The following is a 19,876-nucleotide window of genomic DNA, read 5'->3' as shown; positions in this document are numbered from 1 at the left end:
AGCGACAGTCGGCCGAGATCGCGGACCGCAAGCATGCCGCGCCGCGGTCCGGCCTTCGTGCGGCCGACCGGTGCGCTCCAGGGGTATCGATCGCTGCGAGGCGGTGGGACGTGGCGCGCCACGCAGAACTCCGACTGTCGAGTCGAGGTGCGGCGGCGGCCGATGGCGTTGTGTCGTGGCGGATGACATGGTGCGCGCGATCCGGGGATGCCGCGGCCGTCGGCGCCACATGCCCTGTGCGCCAACACAGATGAGCCGGATGTCCTGCGTCTTCGCGGATTGGCCTTCCGTGCCGGCCTTATGTGGATGACAATTCATGTGAAGTGTGAGCGCTGTGGGAGGGATTTGCTGTGGTCAGTGAGTACACATCGGCGCTGGAGCGCGAAATCGTGAATATGCGTGCGCAGCACAAGAACTTGCTGCGTTCAGGACACCAATGGTCGCTGCGCACACTGTTCGGCACGCCCGACTGGGACATCGTCGATTATTGCCGCGAATTCCGGCCGAACCGCTTCGGCGTCGAGGCGTGTGCCGAGATCGAGCGGTTCTGCCGCTCGTATGGCATCTGGCTCGAGCCGGGCGGCGAGCATTACAACAGCATGACGCCCTACTTGCACCCCGGGGCGATCAGTGCCGAGCGGATGACGATCATCGGGCTCTACAACGCAATCCTGTTCTGGCTCAACGACACTGTCGGCCGGGAGAAGTTCGCCCACCTGGACGGCGCCACGCAGGCGCAGGCGCGGGTGGCGACCGACCGGCTCTGCGAGCTTCTTCGAACTCGTTCGGCGCCGGTCGATCCGACCGCATTGGAGACGTCCACGTCGGCCTTCCTCGCGATGCTGACCGGCCTCGCGGAGCCGGCCTGGCTCGATCGGTTCGTCGCCGCGACCATCGAGCACCTGCAGCCCGCGATTCGGGATCAGAATGCCCGCACCCGTGGTGGGCTGCTCGGCGTCGAGGAATATATCGACCTGCGTGCCCACGTCTCGGGTATGTACCCGGCGATCGCCTTGTGCGAGTTCGGTCGAGACGACTACCTGCCCTGGGACCGGATCCGGCACGCCGGGCTCGACGGTGATCTGCGCCGGATGCGGGTGCTGACCGTGGAGATCGGCGCGTTGATGAACGACTTGTTCTCCTTCGAGAAGGAATGCATCGTCGATCTGGCGGACTTCAATCTGATCCCGGTGGTCATGCTGAACCATCCGGGTTGGACGCTCGCCGACGCTGTGCGCCATGCCGCCGAGATCGTGCGGTCGCGGCTTACGGAGTTCCGGCGCGTCAGTGCCGCCACGGCCGAGCGATGTGCGCGGGTCGGGGGAGTCGGGGCCGATCTGGCGGCGACCGTCTCGACCCATCTCGTGGATTTGGTCGGCTGTGTGCAGGCGACGTGGACGTGGCAGATCATGACGCTGCGATACAAGGGCGAATCGATCTTCGCGGAGAACAGCCTGGCGTAATACCGCTATTTCCGACGGTGGGAATGCTTCCGTGCGGCAGATTCTCGACGCTGCTGCGTAAAGGTGGTTACCATGCCTCGGGGGGGCTGTCGGCGGCCTGACCTGTGAGGGGGTTGCGGTGAACCGGATCGACCTCGACGTTCTGGCGGACTCGTGGCGGCGTGAGCTGCTGGCCGTCACCAGCGAACCCGTGCCCAGATCCGACCTGCAGGTCTTATTCTCGCGCTTGGTCGAGGAGTTGGTCGCCGCACTGGAATCCGAACGATTCGACGCGAGCGTCGGTATTCGGGTCGGCGTGGCGCTGGTTGCCGCCGGGCTGACAGGTCCGGCCGTGCCGAGCACCTCTGCGCAGGTGCTCTACCAGTTGGCCGAGAACAGCGGGGATCCGCGTACCGGTCCTCGGCTCGCGGCGCTGCTCGCCGCGGTCGGTCAAGGTCATGCCGCCGAATCGCGTCGGCCACGGCCCGAGCAACGCCCCGCCGAGGACACGGCAGGCGGGCTGACCACCGACCAGCGATTCCGCGTGGTCTTCGACAACGCGGGGATCGCGATCGCGATCGGCGATACCGACGGCACCCTGCTGGACGTCAACCGCGGCTTGGCCGAGATGATCGGCGTGCCGATCGAAACCCTTCGTGGCGTGTCGGTCTACGACTTCGCCCACCCCAACGACCGAGAGGGGATTCGCACGCTCGTCTACGACAAGCTGGTCCCGGCCGGGGAAGGCACGGTCAAACTGGAACAGCGGATGCGTCGCTCCGACGGCAGTTATGGGTGGGCGTCGTTCGCGATCACCTTCGTCAAGGGAGTCGACGGGCAGGGCAACTATCTGCTCGCGGTCGGCGAAGACGTCACCGAGCAGCATCGCATGCGCGAAGAGCTGCATCGGCAGGCGCGACACGATCCGCTCACCGGTCTGCCGAACCGTCGGCATCTCATCGAGCGGATCGACACGATGATCGCCGACGCCCGCGCGGGGGACCGCGCGGGGCTGTGCTTCGTCGACATCGATCGTTTCAAGAACGTCAATGACCGCTACGGCCATGGAACAGGGGACCAGATCCTGACCGCGGTGGCCGCTCGCTTGCAGGACAGCGTGCGCGGAACCGGGTGCCTGATCGCCCGGATCGGGGGTGACGAGTTCGTCGGGCTGGTTCCGCCGCCGGCCAGCGACCACCGGGTGGCGACGGTGGCGAACAGCCTGTTGGAAGCGCTGATCGACCCGATCACCGTCGGCGATCGACGACTGCAGATGTCGATCAGCATCGGGGCAGTGGTGACGACGGTCGCGGGCGCGGACGCCGAATCGTTGCTCGACGCCGCCGACACCGGGCTCTACCGAGCCAAGGCCGATGGCAAAGGGCGGTGGGTGCTGCACATTCTCGACACGGACTCGACGCGCGGACCGCAACCTGTTCCCTGAGTCGCGCCGTCGAGTTCCTTCAGCGGTTCAGCAGCCTCCGCAGATATCCCTCCGGGACGCTCGGCCACTCGTCTTTCCAACGGTGCTCCTGCAGGTCGCGATGCAGGGCGATGATGAGCGAGAGGATCCACGGGCTCTCATCGCGCACCGGCCGGATCAGGCCGATGCCGGCGTACTCGGCCAGCACCGGCACCAGTGCGTCCTTCGCCGCATCGATGTTTCGCGCCGCAGCGAGACAGCAGGCGAGCAGAAGTTGCGCCTGCGCTGCCGCCCGTGGGCGTCGAGCGGCGGCGATCGAATCGCGCAACTGCGTGGCACGGGTGCAGGCGGCCGTGACCCGCCTGGGATTTCCGGATCGCAACAGCATCCGGATCGCGGAATCCTCACGCAGTTCCGCGGCCATCGTCGCGATGCCGTTCTCTCCAGCGGGTGGTTCGGTGACGTAGGTGGCTGTCAGTCCGAGCCGGACTTGTTCATTGGCGATGCGGGTGGCCAAACGTGGCAGTTTCAAGGCACGCGCGGCCTCGGCGCCTTCCTCCAGGCGTCGCGCGGCGGCGGCGAGGTCGCCACGCAGGGCTTTGGTCCGAGCGCCGATGGCGTAGGTCGCCATCATGAAGTCGACCGGTCCGCCCTCGGTGCCGAGCCGACCGGCCGCGTCGAGCAGGCGTTCGGCCTCGGTGAGCTGGTCACGTTCATAGAGCAACTCACCGAGCAATGCGCCGGCCAGCCGCGCGGCGTAGGACTGCGGGCCGGACGAGGTGGTGGCGACGTGCAACGCGGTACGGAAACTGTCTTCGGCCTCGGCGATCTCGAGCTGTTCGCGCGCCGCGATGCCGACCAGGCTGTGGCTGTACATCAGGCTGAACGTGCCGCGGATCTGTCGGTGATACGGGGCAGCCCAGTCGTGCCATTCGCCTGCTCGGGCATAGTCGAACCGTGCGGTCGCGCAGAACGCGGCGAGATTCGCGGCCGCGCACAGCGCCCACGGGCCCAGCGTGTCGGTTCGGGCCAGGCATTCGGTGACTACGGCGTCCACGCCCACCACGCGGTCGGCGAAGGCATGCTCCACGCTTTCGATGAGATCGGCCTCTACGGCGAGATCGGGTTCGGCCGCCGGGGACTTTTCCAGTGCTGTCCGCACGAGTCGCAATGCCGCATGCAGCTGGGTGGGCTGGCGAAGCAGTACGTGTACCCAAGCGACCCCGATCTGCAGAACGGGACGTGCGTTGGCGACCGTCGGTGGAAGCTTGGTGACCAGACCGAGAAATGTCGCGAACTGGGCATGTTGCACCAGCTCACGGCCCCTCGCTTCGACGATGTCGGCAGCCTGTTCGACATCACCGCAGGCCAGCGCATGATCGATGGCCTCGCTGAGCATCCTGTGCTCGCCGAACCAGGCGGCGGCCGCGCGGTGCAGTTCGGCGACCTGCTCGGGATGGTCGCGTTCGAGTCGTAGTCGGAGGAACTCCGCGAACAAACGGTGGTAGCGGAACCATTCGCCGCTGTCGTCGGTCCGGCGCAGGAACAGGTTGCGGCGTTCGAGGTTCTCCAGCACGGACTGTCCGTTCGGCAGCCCGGTCAGCGCGGTGGCGAGGCTGCCGGAGATCCGGTCGGGAAGGGCGGTTTTGAGCAGAATGTCGAGGAGATCGGGCTCTACGGTGTCGAGAACGTTCGCCGCGAGGTACTCGGCGATGGTGTCACTACGCCCGGTCAGGTGGGTGATCAGGCTCGCGGCGTCGGGGTGTTCACGCGTGGACAGCGCGGCGAGTTGCAGTGCGGCGGCCCACCCTTCGGTGCAGTCGCGCAGTTCGGCGCTCTGCTTGTCGTTCAGCTCGAGGCCACCCTGACCGGCTAGGAACGCTTTCACTTCGTCGGCATCGAAACGTAAAGCAGCGGTGTCTATTTCGACGAGCTCATGGCGAAGGCGCACGGTATCCAGCGCCGGCAACCCCGCGCGGGACCGGCTGGTGAGGATGATCTGCAGGTGGTGGCAACCCTGCTCGACCAGGAAGCGTAATGCGTCGATGGTGGTCGCGTCGGTGACCCGATCCCAGTCGTCGATGACGACGGCGAAGCGCTCGTCGCGCTCGTGAATGGTGTTGATCAGGGTGGTGAGCACATAGCGAGTCGCGCTGAAGTCCCCCTCTTCGACTATGCGAGGTAGGTCCGGCGCCAGCGCGGGCCGGGCGTGGTCGAACGCCTCGATCAGGTGCGTGAGAAACCATGCGACATTGTTGTCGTCGCGGTCGGCGTTGAGCCACGCGACCGCGACCCCTTCCTTCTCGGCGAGGCGTTGTGCCCACTGTGCCGCCAGCGTGCTCTTCCCGAATCCCGCCGGTGCGTGCAGGACGGCGAGCCGTGGCCGCGGGTCGGTCTGTAAGGCATCGATCAGTCGGTCGCGTTGAACCAATGCTCCGGCAGGTATCGCCGGACGGAATTTCGTGTCGGGTGCCGGTGGTGTCCTGGGGCGAGCGGACGGGGGTCGGCTGGGGGATGGCAGCGGACGCGGGCTGAGAACTCCGGTCGGACGCGCGTCGTGGTCGTCGGCGGGGGAGGGCAGGGTCATATCCTCGATCGGCAGGCCGTTGGCGCGCTGGATATCGCGAAGCAGTTCGCCGAAATCGGCGGCTGAACGGGGACGATCCGCTGGATTCTGCGACATGCTCGCCTCGATGACGGTGCAGACATCATCGGGGATGCCGTCGAGCCGCAGATCGGGAAGCGGCTCGGCGGCGATCCGTAGGAACTGCGTGACGATCTGTTCGCCGGAACGGCGTTCGTAGGCCGCGTGACCGGTGATCATGGCGAACAGTGTCGCGCCGAGCCCGTAGACGTCGGAGACCGCCGACGGGCCGCCGGAACGCAGCACCTCCGGCGCGGTGAACGCGGGGGATCCGGTCACCACGCCGATGGCGGTCTCGAAACCGCCTTCGATGCGGGCGATTCCGAAATCGGTCAGCTGTGGCACACCGTAGTCGGTGAGCAGGACATTGCCCGGCGTGATGTCCCGATGCAGGACCCCGGCTCGATGCGCGGTCTCGAGCGCGCCGGACAATTTGATCGTGATCCGGATCGCCTCGGCCCAGGGGAGGCGCCCCTCCTTGCGGATACGCGTCTCCAGCGAGCCATGCGAGTAGTACGGCATCACCAGATACGATCGTCCGCCACCGGTGGTGCCCACCTGGAGGATCGGCACGATGTTCGGATGTCCGGACAGTGCGCCCATGGCCTGCTGCTCGCGCAGAAACCGCTCGACATGCTCCGGTTCGAGATCTGGCCTCGCCGTGAGAACTTTGACCGCGACGTTGCGATTGAGCGCCTGCTGCCGACACCGGTAGACCACGCCGAAACCACCCTCGCCTACCACGCGGGGTTCGTGGAAACCTGCGTCCTCCAGCTCCTGCTCGATCTCTGGAGGTCGGCCGTTCTGTATCGCGAAGGGGTCTGAACCGGCCATGGCCCTGCTCTGTGTCGGGTATCTGTGGTCCCTGCGGTCGGTAACCAGTTTATGCCTGGCGAACCGCCGGATCAGTCCGATCAGCTGGGGATCGCGCTGGCCGCGCCCTATCCTCGGCGGTGATCTCGTCATATACGGGTGCTCGAGCAACGCGGTGGAAAATGCTGTTCCGCGTGCCCTCCGCCGTCAGCCCGGTCGCCCGAGGGTCGAAGTCCTTCCCGGCGCGGCGGTGGCTGGGATCCGGTCGTGCGATCGACGGGGCCTCGGTTCTCGCCGTCCAGGGGTGAGATTGTGGTCCGGCTGCGACCGGCGCCACGGGGCTGCCGGCCGGTATCGGCGAGTTCTGGTGATCCGAGCGTGGCGGGCGGCGACGGTCCGGGTGTCTCCGATCGCGATCGGGTGCCGACGGAGTCGGGTGGCAACTACCCGGTGGCGGCGAGCGCTCGGGCTTCGAGCGGCCCGCGTGGCCCGCCCGATGCGCGGGCGGCCAGCGGCTCCGAAGTCATTGCCGCGGAGGGACTGTGGGTGGCGTCGCGCTGTCAGGAGACCTTGACTGCAGCAATGCGGACGCAATCGTGCGTTCTTGCACCTGTACGTGCATAATCCGGTTAGCCTAGTGGTGACAACGATCCGATGACCGGTATAGCCGAATCGAGAGCCAATTATGTTGGTACAAAGAGCGTTGGTGTCGGGTGGACTCGGGGTGTGGCGGTGAGCGCGCCGACGGTCGGATTATTGCCGACCGCGCCGCAGCTGTTGTGCGCATTCCAGGGGCGGCGGTTCGAAGATCGGGAGTTGCTGCGTTCCGCGCACGCACTCGCCGAGCTGCACGAGCGTCGCGCACAAGTCCGGGATGTGGCGTTGATCGCCGAAATCGACTGTCGGCGAAGTGAACTCGTCGATGACATCAACGAATGGATCACGCAGGAGATTCCGCAGCATCGCAACGGCGCCTCATTGCACACCGAGAGCCTCGGCGCGGTGGTGGATCGGATGGCGCGCAGCTGGGTGGACGCGAATCAGGTCATCGACGCCGAGGGGGCGCGCAGTGGCAATACGCACAGGCATTGGTATCAGCTGGCTGAACTCGTCGACGGGTACACTGATCTGGTAGCAGATGTGGCCGGTGGCCGCCGTCGTTTGCCCGAGCAATGATCTCGTTTGCCCGAGCAGTGATCCGTAGCGACAGGGGTCTCGTCCACAACAGCGATAATGCCCGTCAGCGTCACTTGTCCGAATGGCGACGTCGCCAGGGGCGGGAGTTGTCCAGTAGCGACTCCACCTGGGCGTTTATATCGCCGACACAGTGACGGCGGGCGCAATGGGGCGCCCCGCCCGGCGTGCCGCGTGGTCGATTCAGCGCGGCACGCCCCGTTGTTTACACCCGTTCCGGTACTTACTTCGCGGCAACGACGTGGCGTGCTGTACGTCGCGCCCTTCGGCGGCGTAGCGCGCGGCGGATCCGGCTGGCGAACAAGGACACCAGCGCCAGTCCGATGACTAGCAGGATGGTCGCGACCACCGCCGCGGCCACCGGGTTGAAGACGGCGAGAGTGATGATGCCCGCGACGCCGATGTCCTCGGCGGTGCTGACTACGATGTTGCTGGCGGGTTCGGGGGAGGTGTTGACCGCCATTCGGGTCCCCGCCTTCACCAGGTGGCTGACCAGCGCCGCGGTGCCGCCCACCGCGGCCGCGGCGAGTTCGGGCAGCGAGTCGTCCTGCCCGGCCAACAGGGCGGCGACCACGCCCCCCGCGATCGGTCGTATCACGGTGTGCACCGCATCCCAGAACGAGTCGAGGTAGGGGACCTTGTCCGCGACCACCTCGATCAGGAACAGTGCTGTCGCCGCGATCAGGACATCGCTGCGCTGCAATGTTTCCGGCACCGCATCGGCGAGTCCGAACCGACCGAGCAGCCCGAGCAGCAGGACGACCAGGTAGGCGTTCACGCCGCTGGCCCAACCGGCGGTGAAGAGGAGAGGTAGCGCGGACACGTGCCCATCGTATGGTGGCCCGGCCTCGACGCGTGGGCATCCGCACCGCGTCGGCGACGACGACTCGGGAGGCGGGCCGGGCGATTGCGCGAAAGGCGCCGCGCCCGGGTCTGCTATCGAAGTGGTTTGATTTCGGTGTGTCGGAATCTCCTGTGTCGCATGATGTTCGGTCGTGGTCGACGAATTTTCGAAGCGGCTGATGCCGGACGAGTTGTGGCAGTTGGCTGAGCCGTTGTTGCCGAAATTCGCCGCGCGCATGCAGGGCGGCGGCACCGCGCCGGTCGACCAGCGGGCGGTATTCACCGCCGTGGTCTACGTACTGACCAGCGGATGTGCGTGGCGGACGCTCCCTGCTTTGTTCGGGGTCACTGTTCCTACTGCGCATCGCCGTTTCACGGTGTGGACAAAGACGGGCGTATGGCGGGATTTACACCGGGCGGTACGCGATGAGCACGGTAGCGAGGACCTGATCGACTGGTCGCGGGTGGTGATGGAGGCGGCGAGTGAGCGGGCGAAGAACGGGTGAGCTGCCGGCAACCGGTCGATCGCGGCAAGTCCGGCTCACGGACGCGTGGCGTTCGCGGTGTGTGGGAAGTCTTCTGGCTGTGGGTTTTCGGCGAACGGACACCAATGACACCGCGCTGTCCGAGTCGTTGATATCCGCGACATCTCGACGAGGCGCCGGCCCGGGCGGACGCAACGAACACCTGACCATCGGGTATCCCCGCCTCGGGGGCGAGCGGAACGCTGCTGTGCGCCCGGATCACGGCTGCTGAGACACGGTGCGGTGTCCGCCTAGCCGAGTTCGGCGAGCTGCGGGACAACCGGAGCGATGCGGTCGATCCAAGCGGCCGGCGAGCCGGTCGTCGGAGTGACGATGACGGCATGCACGCCGAGTTCGGCGTAGGCGGCCATCTGCCGGACGAAGGCATCGCGGTTGTCCGGGTCGGGCCGTGGGTTGTTGGCCAGGATCGTCTTGCGGATCTGGTCGTAGTCCCGTCCGACGTCGTCGCAGTGCCGTCGTAAGACGTCGAGCTTGTGTGCGACGTCCTGCGGCGCGGAACCGAAGAGGTTGCAGGCGTCGCCGTACTGAGCGACCAGCCGCAGCGTCTTGCGCTCCCCGGCGCCGCCGATGAGTACCTTGGGTCGGTTGATCGGTTGCGGAGAGCACAGTGTCTCGGCGAGTTGAAAGTATTTACCCTCGAACGGTCCGTTGTTCTGCGGGTCCCACATCTGCCGGCAGATGCGCAGCGTCTCCTCCAGTCGGTCGAACCGTTCGGCGATCGGCGGGAACGGCACGCCGAGCCCGCGGTGCTCGCGCTCGAACCACGCGGCGCCGATGCCCAGCACGGCGCGGCCGCCGGAGAGCACATCGACAGTGGTGACGATCTTGGCGAGCAGGCCGGGGTGGCGGTACGTCACGCCGGTGACGAGCAGACCGAGGTCGATGCTGGAGGTGTGCGCGGCCAGGTAGCCCAGCGTGGTGTAGCCCTCGAGCATGTTCGACTCCGCCGGAAGGCCCGTCGGCTCGATCTGGAAGTAATGGTCCATGAACGACAGCCAGGTCGCCCCGGACTCTTCCGCCGCGGCGCCCACTCTGGCCAGCTCGCCTGCGATGGCAGTGGCGCCGCCGTCGACGTCGAATATCGGTATGTGAAATCCCAGCTCCATGAAGCGATCCCTTGTGCTAGACGACCTTGACTGACCACGCTAAGTGCTGGAGCGCGCTCCAGGTCAAGTCGAGCCGACGCGATCCGCTGTGCGTTGAAATCGGGGCCTGCCGCGTGGTGGCAGTGTCTGGCGGAGCTTGTCGGGACAGTGCTGGCACGTCTGCCGCCATGGCCCGCGGCGGTTCGAGTCGTAGCCGGATGTTCACACCAAGGTGGCCCTGGCCTGCGCGTATTCGATGACCTCCGCCGCGTAGGCGGCCGCGTTCTGCTCCGCGCAGCACACGCGCAGGTGGTCTATCGCGCTGTCGAGTCGTGGTCCCGGCCCTTGGTCTGCGAGCAGGACCACCAGCGCCTCCCAGCCTGCGATCTGCGCGGTGGGACGCGCCAGCAACTCGTCGAGATACCGGCCCGGTTCTACCAGTCGGATCGCTCGTCGCGCGTGCGCGTGCACCCGCCGGGGCAGCTCGGCGCGGATGGCGTCGACATCCGTCTGCAACACGTGGTGCCCCGATCGCGCCGGGTCGAGCCGCAGCGACCACAACTCGGTCAGGTCCGCTGGTATGCCGTGATCATTGATCAGGTCGGGGCCGGTGGCCTTCTCCAGTGGCGTGGGCGGGCGACCCAGCCGCGCATTGCGCCAGTTGCAGTACTCCCACCAGGCGATCGGAGTCGCGCTCAGAACCAGGCCGAATCTGAGGAGCTGCTGCCCATCCGTCCACGTGCGGAATGTCCTGGTGCGACCGACGGACGCCACACCGCTCGGTTCGACCCGTACCCAGGTGGGCTCGGAGCCGTGAAACCCGTACGGCTGCAACAGCTTCCCGGCATCGCGCATCAGGCGGCGCAACGCCGACTCCGGTTTGACCATGTCGGCAGATTAGCGGTGTACGCCGACAGGTCATCGAAACAGTTCGGCCGCATGCCTACCGAAGCCCGCCGGCCCGGCACAATCCCGGACGACCTGATCGCCAGGAAAGGCCGGAGCCGGCGCGTCGCGCCGCCTCGATATCAGCGCGGCCGCGACATCGACGCTCGAGCGAGTGCCGGAGCGCGTAGGCATGGGGTGACCGGAAGGTCGGACGAACCGGGGCCCTCGGCGCGAGCCGATATCCCGCCAGAGGATATGACCCGACGTCGAGGGGCCCGGCTGCCACAGATCACTGCCCGAGCGAGACCACCTTCGACTGCCCGGAAACGACAGTGTCATTGCTGTCGACCAGCGCGACCCGCACCTGGACCGTCTGCCCCGCCGACAGCGGCGCCTCCTCGCCCGCGGCTCCGACCAGGGTGACCACGGCGGTGTGTGGGGCTCCGTCGCAGGTGACGGCGCTCTGCGTGCCGGTAGCGGACGGATCGTCCGCGTCGGGTTCGCCCACCATGGCCCGAATGGCGGTCACGCCGGCCGCGGCCTCGCAGTTGTAGTCGACCCCTACATTGGTCGGCCCGACACCGCTGACATCGATGGTGTTGGCGGCGAGAGCGGTAGTGGCGGCCGACACAACGGCCACCCCGATCGCTCCGAATGTGGTCATGATGGCGGCAGAACGTCGGTAGTTCCGGATAGTCATCGTAGATCTTCCTCCTCCTGCGTAGCCGAATTGGATTGCGGAACACGATCAGAAGACACCGCGGCGCGTACCGCGCCGCACGTCCACACCCCCGCTATCTCACAGCAAATAACCTGTCGATCGTAACGCGCTCCGCGGGGCTGTCGTCACGTATTCCGCCATTGATGGACCTCGGATGCGCGTCCGCCGCCGTATGCGCGGGTTATGCGTCGAACTCGACGGGATATGACGGCCCGTGGCACGACTGCCTGCGAAGTTGCCTGCCGCGCCTGGGAACGATCGCGGAACGTCGGTTCGGGTATGGAACTGATGGTCCGCTTTCCCGCGCCGCGTTCCGAACCGGGCGCCGGTCTGGATCGCCGACCGGAACTCCTTGCCGCGGAATACTGTTCGGTGCGGCGCCTCCGCGCGCTGCCGGTCTCTGGTCATACTGGCGTGATGGAGCCGTCCGTTGCGGAGATTGTCGACATCCTCGATCACGTGTTGGCGATTGTGCAACGCGTGCCACAGGATCTGACCTGGCAAGCTCGGTACTCGGATGAGCGGGAGCTCGTGGACGATCTGACCGATCATGCGGGCCGGATCCGGCGGGGCGATGTGAGCAGGATGTCCGATCTCAGATTTCTGTTCCTGCCGACCGGGCCGCTGTGTGAGATCGCGGCCAGTAGCGGATGGCTGGATGTCTACGCCATGCTGGGGAACCGGTTCGACGAGTGGTGTGCGCGCCTGTGACGGCTCTGCTTCGGCCATCACGTGGTCGGATGGCCGGACCGGGCGTCGGCGTCACACGATGGGTCGGCGCGGGTGCGACGGATTTATTATTTATCGGACCGTGGTCCGGATCTATTCCGCCCGGCTCTCGGCATGGGCTCGGTCGCCCGATTACGCTGTTCGCTATGTCTGTCCGCACCCGCAAGCCGCTCATCCCCGGCACGCAGTCGCCCACCCGCGAGGTTCCACGCACCATCGAACGCCCTGAGTATGCGTGGAAGAAAACCGTGAATGAGGGACATGAGCCCTGGGTGCAGACCGCGGAGACGATCGAGAAGATGCGGATCGCGAGCAAGATCGCTGCCCAGGCGCTGGTCGAGGCAGGTAAGGCGGTCGCGCCCGGCGTCACCACCGACGAGCTGGACCGGATCGCACACGAATACCTGTGCGACCACGGCGCGTATCCGTCGACGTTGGGCTACAAGGGATTTCCGAAATCCTGCTGCACTTCGCTGAACGAGGTGATCTGCCACGGCATCCCCGATTCGACGGTGATCGAGGACGGTGACATCGTCAATATCGATGTCACCGCCTACATCCACGGTGTGCACGGCGACACCAACCGGACCTACCTCGCGGGCGACGTCGATGCGGAGGTGCGCTTGCTGGTCGAGCGGACCGAGGAGGCCACGCTGCGGGCGATCAAGGCGGTTCGGCCGGGACGGGCGCTCAATGTGATCGGCCGGGTGATCGAGTCCTACGCCAATCGCTTCGGCTACGGCGTGGTGCGCGATTTCACCGGTCACGGTGTCGGCCCGACCTTCCATAGCGGCCTGGTCATCCTGCACTACGACCAGCCGGCGGTGGAGTCGATCATCCAACCCGGCATGACCTTCACCATCGAGCCGATGATCAACCTCGGCGGCATCGACTACGAGATCTGGGATGACGGCTGGACCGTGGTCACCAAGGACCGCAAGTGGACCGCGCAGTTCGAGCACACCCTGGTCGTCACCGAGACGGGGGCCGAGATTCTGACCCTGCCGTGACTCCGAGCCTGGCAGTAGGGATGCGGTGCGTTCCGGACGAAGGGCGGATCACTCCGGGGCCCGTGCCGACCGGGTGTGCGAGTTGCGCCGGCCTGCTGCGCGATCCGAGCGGCGCCATGCCGCGCCGAACGGCGTCGACCCGCGGTGCCGTCGAGATCGGCACCGCGCGATGAAGGGTGCACTGCTGGTCGCGGGGACGACCTCGGACGCAGGCAAGAGTGTCGTGGTGGCCGGGATCTGCCGAATGCTGGCACGCCGCGGTGTGCGGGTGGCCCCATTCAAGGCGCAGAACATGTCCAATAATTCCGTCGTCACGCTGGACGGCGGGGAAATCGGGCGTGCGCAGGCGTTGCAGGCGCGGGCGTGCGGGCTGGCGCCGAGCGTGCGGTTCAACCCGGTCTTGCTCAAGCCGGGTAGCGACCGGCGCGCACAGCTGGTCGTGCGAGGAGCCGCGGTCGGCACCGTCGGCGCCGAGGACTACTTCCTGCGCCGGCGGGAGCTGCGTGCTGTCGTCGCCGCCGAACTCGCCACGCTGCGCGCCGAATTCGACGTGGTGATCTGTGAAGGTGCCGGCTCGCCGGCCGAGATCAACTTGCGGGCCACCGATCTGGCGAACATGGGTCTGGCGCGGGCCGCGCGGCTGCCGGTTCTACTCGTCGGCGACATCGACCGGGGCGGTCTGCTGGCCCACCTGTTCGGCACGGTCGCGATCCTCGAACCCGAAGATCAGCGCCTGATCTCGGGGTTCATCGTCAACAAGTTCCGTGGCGACGTCGAGTTGCTGCGCCCCGGGCTGGATCGCCTCGTCGAGCTCACCGGCCGACCGACCCTCGGCGTGCTCCCCCATACCGACGACCTCTGGATCGACGCCGAAGACTCGCTCGGCACCGTTGCCGATGCGCCGGTCGGACGCCCCGGCCCGCCGGTGGGCACGGAGTGGCTGACCGTCGCCGCGGTCCGGCTGCCGCGGATCTCCAACTCCACCGATATCGAGGCGCTGGCCTGTGAGCCGGGAGTCGCGGTGCGCTGGGTGAGTGAGCCGTCCAGGTTGACCGGCACGGATCTGGTGGTCGTGCCGGGGAGCAAGGCGACGGTGTCGGACCTGGAGTGGTTGCGCCGCACCGGTATCGCCGACGTGCTGCGCGCACGCGCGGCCGCGGGCGCGCCGATACTCGGCATCTGTGGTGGCTATCAGATGCTCGGTAACCACATCCTCGACCGGGTCGAGTCGAATGCGGGCGCGGTCGAAGGGCTCGGGTTGCTCGACCTGTCCGTCGAGTTCGCCGCGGCCAAGGTACTGCGTACCAGCTCTGGAGACAGCGCGGGAATTCCGGTGCGGGGCTACGAGATTCATCACGGTCGGGTGGTCCGCCGCGGCGACCCGGCATGGCTCACCCTCGACGGGCAGCCGGAGGGCAGTGTCCGTGGCGCGGTGTGGGGCACCCATCTGCACGGCCTGCTGGAGTCGGACCGATTCCGGCGCAGTTGGTTGCGCGCGGTCGCGTTCGCCGCCGGGCGCACGGGTTTCGTTGCCGCCGAGGATGTCTCGGTCGCCGCAGTCCGGGAAGGGCAGCTCGATCTGCTGGCCGACCTGGTCGAAGACCACCTGGACATCGTGCGGTTGGAACGTCTGCTCGCCGATGGGGCGCCTGCCGATCTGCCGATCCTCGCCACCGACGTCGTGCCCGGCGGTACCTCGTCGCGTGACTGAATGGTTGACGCGGCGACTTCCGAGCCTTACCTTGCAGTAAGGAATTCGACTCCGAGTAAGGCGCCGGGCAATCCGACGCGAAACGATCACGGTCGGGTGAGGGTGATGGTGACGGACAAAAGGTCGACCAGCAGAGGGGGAAACGTGGTCTCGGCGGCCGTCACGAGCAAAGGCCAGATCACCATCCCGATCGATGTGCGCGTGGCGATGGGGCTGCGCGCGGGCGTGCGCGTCGCCTTCGTGCCGACCCCCAACGGCACCTACGAACTGGTCCCCGAGACGCGCACGATCAAATCACTGAAGGGGATCGTCGGCTGGTCCGGTTCGCCGATCGGACTCTCCGAGATGAACGAGGCGATCGCAGGCAACGTGGTGGAGAGCAAGCAGCGATGATCGGTCTGGACGCGAACGTGCTCATTCGCTACCTCACCCAGGACGACCCGGACCAGTCCGCCCGGGCCAACCAGGTGATCGACGGGCTCAGCGAGAGCAAGCCCGGCTATGTCACGATGATCGTGCTCGCCGAGATCCACTGGGTGTTGCGCCGGGGCTACAAGCAGGACCCCGACGCGGTCACCGACGTGCTGCTCGGGCTGCTCGATTCCAGCGAGATCGTGGTCGAGCGCGCCGACACGGTGCGCCAGGCGCTGCGCAGGGCCGCCGACGGCGCGGATTTCGCGGACGCGCTGATTCAGCAGCTCGGACAGGAGGCGGGCTGTGACCTGACCGTCACCTTCGATCACTGCGCAGGTGAGCAGGCCGGAATGCGGCTGCTCGCCTGACGCGTGCACTCGCGACACGACGCCTCGAGCCGGTGACCCGTGTAGCGTGATTCGGCATGAAATCTCGGCAGATCGCGGTGGGTGACCGGGCATGGACCGTTCGGATCGACGGGCCGGAATCCCGGCACAGCGTGCTGCTGTTGCCTGATTCGGGTGACCCGGCGGACGTCTTCGACCAGGTATGCGCCCGACTGCACACCTCGGATCTGCGCACGTTCGCGGTGGAATCGATCGAGGGCCTCGACCCGGGCGGGGTGACCGCGATCCTGGACGAACTCGGGCTGCCCTGGGTGAATGTCGCCGGGCGTGGCGCGGGAGCCGCGCTGGCCTGGCAGGTATGCGCAAGTGGATTCGGTCGCTACCAGAGCCTGGTCGTCGCAGACCGGGGCCACCCGGCGGTTCCGGGCGCCGATGGGACGGTGCTCGACGCGAACACTCGTCCGGTGGAGGTGCCCACCACCGTGCTGGTCACCAAGAACCTGCCCCGATCGGTGGCCGATACCTCCGGGCGGTTCGTCCACGGCGAGTTCCGGGTGGTCGAGGTCGACGTGACCGATGTGGCGACCGAGGCAGACCACGAACTGGCCACCGAGATCGTGCTACGCACCAGCCTCTGGTGACCTGTCGCCGGACGTGGTCCGGTAGACCCGCAGCCAGTCCAACCAGCTGTCGAGTTCGGCGAACGCGCGCGCCAGCGGCTCCGGGCCGGACAGGAACACGTCGTGCTTGGCTCCGTCGATCGGCACCATGTTGGTCCGATCGCCCAAGCAGCCCGACCAGCGCTGGATCTGTTTCACGTCCAGCACCGCGTCGGCCACGTCCACGGCAGGACCGTATGTCCTGGCGAACTTGGTCATCCTGGAGCGCAGGATCAGCGATGGCACCCCGATATCGAGTCCTTCGTGCAGACGCGCGTGGCCCTGGCGGATCGCGCGCAGCCAGCCGAGCCGAACCGGGAAGCCGTGCAGCGGTTTCCAGTCCAGGTTGTAGTTCCACTCGCCGGACACCGTGTGGTGCAGGCTGTCACCGTAGGTGCTGACCTTCCCGCCGGGTACTTCGATCATCCTCCGGAACCGCCCGAGTGTTTTGATGATCGGCGTGCCGACGGTCCGGTAGTAAGACGGACCTTGCAGGTCGAACCACGGGCTGTTGAGCACAAGACCGGTGATCCCCGCGGCGGCCGTGCCGTGCGTTCGGTTCAGTCGATCCAGCCACAGCGGCACGATCAGACCACCGGTGGAGTGTGCGTTGAGCACCACCGGCGCACCGGTCTCCGCCCGGACGATCCGCAGCGATTCGGTGAGTTCCCGGTCATAGAAAGCGAGATCCGTCACATAGTGCGGTGTGTGCCCATCCCGCAGCGAGCGACCACACTTGCGCAGATCGAGCGCGTAGAACTGGAACCCACACTCGGCGAAATGCTCGGCGAGATGCTCCTGGAAGAAGTAATCGGTGAATCCGTGCACGTAGAGCACCGCGCCCGCGGTCTGCTCGACGGTCCCGTTCGGCACGTAGCGCACCAGCGTGGCGACCACTTCGCCCTCACCGTCGGGATCGGCGCCCAGCATCAGCGTGCGCTGTTGGAAGTGCGCGCCGAGCACATCGGGAAGCCAGCCGCCGTCCTGCGCGGCGGTGCCGACCGGCTCGGCGAGCGACTGTTCGTTCGTCACCCGACCAATGTATTTGACGGCGCCGCGACCCGACAGCGTGTGGCTCTTTCCAGGCCCTGGTGGTGACGATGATCTCTGTCGCATTCGGCACATTCCGCAGGCTGGTTGCGGACGATGCGCGTGGTGAGGTGCAGAATTGGGATAGGTGAACGGTGGGTAACCTACCTCTAGCCATGCTGTTCGGGAACGGCGAATGCCGGACCCGGGCCACAACTGAACACCGCGCCCAGGCAGGTCCACCCGCTCGGTGGGCCCGCGCAGAAGGACAAGGAAGTCGATCTACCCGTGCCGAACGCTGCCGTGACTGAAAAGACCGATGTAGTACTCATCGGTGCCGGGATCATGAGTGCCACCCTCGGCGCGCTGCTGCGGCAGTTGCAGCCGGACTGGTCGATCGCCCTGTTCGAGCGGCTGGACGCCGCCGCGGCGGAGAGCAGCGACCCGTGGAACAACGCGGGCACCGGGCACTCCGCGCTGTGTGAGCTGAACTACAGTCCGCAGAACGCCGACGGCTCGGTCGATATCAGCAAAGCCGTCGACATCAGCGAGCGGTTTCAGGTCTCGCGCCAGTTCTGGTCCTACGGCGTGGAGAACGGCATCCTGGGCGACCCGTCCACCTTCATCAACCCGATCCCGCACGTCAGTTTCGTGCACGGCGCCGACAATGTGCAGTACCTGCGCACACGGTACGAGGCGCTGGCGGCGCACCCGCTGTTCGAGGGCATGCAGTACATCGACAGCTCCGACGAGTTCACCAGGCGGCTGCCGCTGATGGCGCGCGGTCGCGACTTCTCCGACCCGATCGCACTGAACTGGTCCGACAGCGGCACCGACATCGACTTCGGTGCGCTCACCCAGGAACTGCTCGCCTACCTCGGCGCCAGCGGGGCCGACCTGGCCTTCGGTCACGAGGTACGCAACCTGTCCAAGCAGTCCGACGGTTCCTGGCTGGTCACGGTACGTAATTTGCGTACCAGGGAAACCCGCACGCTGGTCAGCAAATTCGTGTTCGTCGGCGCGGGCGGCGGCGCACTCCCGCTGTTGCAGAAGGCGGGCATCAAGGAGGCGAAGGGATACGGCGGGTTCCCGGTCAGCGGCCAGTTCTTTCGCTGTACCAACCCGTCGCTCATCCAACAGCACGAGGCCAAGGTGTATGGCAAGGCCGCGGTCGGGGCCCCGCCGATGTCGGTGCCACACTTGGACACCCGCGTGATCAAGGGCAAACCCGGCCTGCTGTTCGGTCCGTACGCGGGCTGGACGCCGAAGTTCCTCAAGGACGGCAAGAACACCGACCTGTTCAAGTCGGTGAAGCCGAACAACCTGTTCTCGCTGCTCGGCGTCGGCGTCACCGAACTGGGCCTGACCAAGTACCTGGTCAGTGAGCTGCTGAAGTCCGAAGCAGGCAAGGTGTTCACGCTGTCGGAGTTCATTCCGCGCGCCGAGGCACGAGACTGGGAACTGATCACCGCGGGCCAGCGCGTTCAGGTGATCCGTCGCAAAGGTGTGGGTGGCGTGCTCGAATTCGGCACCGCCGTGATCGCCGCGCAGGACGGCACGGTCGCCGGCCTGCTCGGCGCGTCGCCCGGCGCCTCGACCTGTGTCACCGCCATGCTCGACGTCCTACGGCGTTGCTTCCCACGGGAATACACCGAATGGACACCCAAGCTGAAGGAAATGGTTCCGTCGCTGGGTGTGTCGCTGTCGGAGAACCCGGATCTGTTCCACGAAATATGGGATTGGACCACCAAGACACTGAGCCTCGCGAACACGCCGAACCACGTTGGGGTCGCGGCGAACGCCTAGGTGTGATAGCAAGGCGCGATGATGTCAACGGTTGCTCTCAAACGGTCATGGGCACAGGATCTCGACACTGCCACGCTCTACCAGCTGTTGAAACTCCGCGTCGAAGTCTTTGTCGTCGAGCAGAAATGCGCGTATCCGGAACTGGACGGGAACGATCTGCTTCCCGAGACCCGGCACTTCTGGCTCGATGACGAAGGTGAAGTCATCGCGACTCTGCGCCTGTGGGAGGAGCACCACGACGGAGTGAAGAGCTTCCGCATCGGCAGGCTCTGCACCGCCGCGCCCGCACGCGGACACGGGTACACCACCCGACTCCTGCAGGCGGCGCTGGCCGAGGTCGGCTCCGCCACGGTACGGCTGAACGCGCAGAGCTACCTGGTCGACCTCTACCGCAAGCACGGCTTCAAAGTCGACGGCGAGGAGTTCGACGAAGACGGCATCCCACACTTGCCCATGCGCAAGGGTGCTGTGTAGTCGGCAGCGCCTGCGGCGCTGCGGGTTCGCGGCCCCCCGGTGGCTCGCGTCCGAGCGGCCGCCGCTTGCGACTTCGTCGCGGGCGCGTCGGTCGCTCGG

Annotated in this window: 17 protein-coding genes and 1 pseudogene; 12 read left to right on the top strand and 6 right to left on the bottom strand. The window is 66.6% G+C overall.

Annotated features, from left to right (window positions below):
- Window positions 1–350: 350 nt before the first annotated feature.
- Window positions 351–1,463 (top strand): terpene synthase family protein, encoded by a 1,113-nt coding sequence (locus tag AB0B25_RS21320; protein ID WP_357182126.1) that lies wholly within the window; start codon window positions 351–353, stop codon window positions 1,461–1,463.
- Between the two features lie 118 nt (window positions 1,464–1,581).
- Window positions 1,582–2,886, top strand: coding sequence for a diguanylate cyclase (locus tag AB0B25_RS21315; protein ID WP_357182124.1), 1,305 nt, complete (start codon window positions 1,582–1,584; stop codon window positions 2,884–2,886).
- Between the two features lie 19 nt (window positions 2,887–2,905).
- Here AB0B25_RS21315 and AB0B25_RS21310 read toward each other — a convergent pair whose 3' ends face one another.
- Window positions 2,906–6,343 carry a protein kinase gene (locus AB0B25_RS21310; protein ID WP_357182120.1) on the bottom strand — a complete coding sequence of 1,146 codons (3,438 nt, stop codon included), beginning with the start codon at window positions 6,341–6,343 and terminating at the stop codon, window positions 2,906–2,908.
- Between the two features lie 795 nt (window positions 6,344–7,138).
- Here AB0B25_RS21310 and AB0B25_RS21305 point away from each other — a divergent pair.
- On the top strand, window positions 7,139–7,498 hold the full coding sequence (locus AB0B25_RS21305) for a DUF4254 domain-containing protein (protein ID WP_357182324.1): 360 nt from the start codon (window positions 7,139–7,141) through the stop codon (window positions 7,496–7,498).
- Between the two features lie 241 nt (window positions 7,499–7,739).
- Here the strand turns inward: AB0B25_RS21305 and AB0B25_RS21300 are convergent, their stop codons facing one another.
- The gene (locus AB0B25_RS21300) at window positions 7,740–8,339 is read right to left on the bottom strand and encodes a DUF4126 domain-containing protein (protein WP_357182117.1); all 600 of its coding nucleotides are present in this window, start codon (window positions 8,337–8,339) and stop codon (window positions 7,740–7,742) included.
- Between the two features lie 199 nt (window positions 8,340–8,538).
- On the opposite strand from AB0B25_RS21300, the pseudogene AB0B25_RS21295 reads away from it, so the two are divergent.
- A pseudogene (locus AB0B25_RS21295) lies at window positions 8,539–8,906 on the top strand (transposase); the annotation flags it as partial.
- 228 nt (window positions 8,907–9,134) lie between these two features.
- Here the strand turns inward: AB0B25_RS21295 and AB0B25_RS21290 are convergent.
- From AB0B25_RS21290 to AB0B25_RS21280, 3 genes are all read right to left on the bottom strand, one after another.
- A complete protein-coding gene (locus AB0B25_RS21290) occupies window positions 9,135–10,010 on the bottom strand; it encodes an LLM class F420-dependent oxidoreductase (protein ID WP_357182115.1) in 876 nt (291 codons plus the stop codon).
- 201 nt (window positions 10,011–10,211) lie between these two features.
- The gene (locus tag AB0B25_RS21285) at window positions 10,212–10,877 is read right to left on the bottom strand and encodes a hypothetical protein (protein ID WP_357182112.1); all 666 of its coding nucleotides are present in this window, start codon (window positions 10,875–10,877) and stop codon (window positions 10,212–10,214) included.
- Between the two features lie 289 nt (window positions 10,878–11,166).
- Window positions 11,167–11,577, bottom strand: coding sequence for a hypothetical protein (locus tag AB0B25_RS21280; protein WP_357182109.1), 411 nt, complete (start codon window positions 11,575–11,577; stop codon window positions 11,167–11,169).
- Window positions 11,578–12,015: 438 nt separating this feature from the next.
- Between AB0B25_RS21280 and AB0B25_RS21275 the strand changes: the two genes are divergently transcribed.
- The 6 genes from AB0B25_RS21275 to AB0B25_RS21250 all read left to right on the top strand — a co-directional run bounded on the left by AB0B25_RS21275 (window position 12,016) and on the right by AB0B25_RS21250 (window position 16,450).
- Window positions 12,016–12,309, top strand: coding sequence for a hypothetical protein (locus AB0B25_RS21275; protein WP_357182107.1), 294 nt, complete (start codon window positions 12,016–12,018; stop codon window positions 12,307–12,309).
- A gap of 164 nt (window positions 12,310–12,473) precedes the next feature.
- A complete protein-coding gene (gene map, locus AB0B25_RS21270) occupies window positions 12,474–13,337 on the top strand; it encodes a type I methionyl aminopeptidase (RefSeq protein WP_357182104.1) in 864 nt (287 codons plus the stop codon).
- Window positions 13,338–13,506: 169 nt separating this feature from the next.
- Entirely contained in the window at window positions 13,507–15,048 is a 1,542-nt protein-coding gene (locus AB0B25_RS21265) for a cobyric acid synthase (RefSeq protein ID WP_357182101.1), read from the top strand.
- Between the two features lie 105 nt (window positions 15,049–15,153).
- Window positions 15,154–15,441, top strand: a complete 288-nt coding sequence (locus tag AB0B25_RS21260) for an AbrB/MazE/SpoVT family DNA-binding domain-containing protein (RefSeq protein WP_357182098.1) — start codon at window positions 15,154–15,156, stop codon at window positions 15,439–15,441.
- Window positions 15,438–15,830, top strand: a complete 393-nt coding sequence (locus AB0B25_RS21255) for a type II toxin-antitoxin system VapC family toxin (RefSeq protein ID WP_357182096.1) — start codon at window positions 15,438–15,440, stop codon at window positions 15,828–15,830. Before AB0B25_RS21260 ends, AB0B25_RS21255 begins: the two co-directional genes overlap by 4 nt.
- Before the next feature lie 56 nt (window positions 15,831–15,886).
- Entirely contained in the window at window positions 15,887–16,450 is a 564-nt protein-coding gene (locus tag AB0B25_RS21250) for an alpha/beta hydrolase (protein ID WP_357067126.1), read from the top strand.
- Here the strand turns inward: AB0B25_RS21250 and AB0B25_RS21245 are convergent.
- A complete protein-coding gene (locus AB0B25_RS21245) occupies window positions 16,430–17,398 on the bottom strand; it encodes an alpha/beta hydrolase (RefSeq protein WP_357182322.1) in 969 nt (322 codons plus the stop codon). The genes AB0B25_RS21250 and AB0B25_RS21245 overlap by 21 nt on opposite strands.
- 387 nt (window positions 17,399–17,785) lie before the next feature.
- On the opposite strand from AB0B25_RS21245, the gene mqo reads away from it, so the two are divergent.
- On the top strand, window positions 17,786–19,303 hold the full coding sequence (mqo, locus tag AB0B25_RS21240) for a malate dehydrogenase (quinone) (protein WP_357182094.1): 1,518 nt from the start codon (window positions 17,786–17,788) through the stop codon (window positions 19,301–19,303).
- Window positions 19,304–19,321: 18 nt separating this feature from the next.
- Entirely contained in the window at window positions 19,322–19,777 is a 456-nt protein-coding gene (locus AB0B25_RS21235) for a GNAT family N-acetyltransferase (RefSeq protein WP_357182091.1), read from the top strand.
- Window positions 19,778–19,876: the final 99 nt, after the last annotated feature.

The sequence above is a fragment of the Nocardia sp. NPDC049190 genome (assembly GCF_040648115.1).
Classification (GTDB): domain Bacteria; phylum Actinomycetota; class Actinomycetes; order Mycobacteriales; family Mycobacteriaceae; genus Nocardia.
This window is presented reverse-complemented; position numbering and strand designations above follow the sequence as displayed.

What these genes read in the sequence shown, in the direction of transcription:
- map (WP_357182104.1), top strand. Translation starts at nt 12,474, where the DNA reads ATGTCTGTCCGCACCCGCAAGCCGCTCATCCCCGGCACGCAGTCGCCC.
- AB0B25_RS21280 (WP_357182109.1), bottom strand. Translation starts at nt 11,577, where the DNA reads ATGACTATCCGGAACTACCGACGTTCTGCCGCCATCATGACCACATTC.
- AB0B25_RS21245 (WP_357182322.1), bottom strand. Translation starts at nt 17,398, where the DNA reads ATGCTGGGCGCCGATCCCGACGGTGAGGGCGAAGTGGTCGCCACGCTG.
- AB0B25_RS21260 (WP_357182098.1), top strand. Translation starts at nt 15,154, where the DNA reads ATGGTGACGGACAAAAGGTCGACCAGCAGAGGGGGAAACGTGGTCTCG.
- AB0B25_RS21310 (WP_357182120.1), bottom strand. Translation starts at nt 6,343, where the DNA reads ATGGCCGGTTCAGACCCCTTCGCGATACAGAACGGCCGACCTCCAGAG.
- AB0B25_RS21265 (WP_357182101.1), top strand. Translation starts at nt 13,507, where the DNA reads ATGAAGGGTGCACTGCTGGTCGCGGGGACGACCTCGGACGCAGGCAAG.
- AB0B25_RS21250 (WP_357067126.1), top strand. Translation starts at nt 15,887, where the DNA reads ATGAAATCTCGGCAGATCGCGGTGGGTGACCGGGCATGGACCGTTCGG.
- AB0B25_RS21235 (WP_357182091.1), top strand. Translation starts at nt 19,322, where the DNA reads ATGATGTCAACGGTTGCTCTCAAACGGTCATGGGCACAGGATCTCGAC.
- AB0B25_RS21275 (WP_357182107.1), top strand. Translation starts at nt 12,016, where the DNA reads ATGGAGCCGTCCGTTGCGGAGATTGTCGACATCCTCGATCACGTGTTG.
- AB0B25_RS21255 (WP_357182096.1), top strand. Translation starts at nt 15,438, where the DNA reads ATGATCGGTCTGGACGCGAACGTGCTCATTCGCTACCTCACCCAGGAC.
- AB0B25_RS21285 (WP_357182112.1), bottom strand. Translation starts at nt 10,877, where the DNA reads ATGGTCAAACCGGAGTCGGCGTTGCGCCGCCTGATGCGCGATGCCGGG.
- AB0B25_RS21290 (WP_357182115.1), bottom strand. Translation starts at nt 10,010, where the DNA reads ATGGAGCTGGGATTTCACATACCGATATTCGACGTCGACGGCGGCGCC.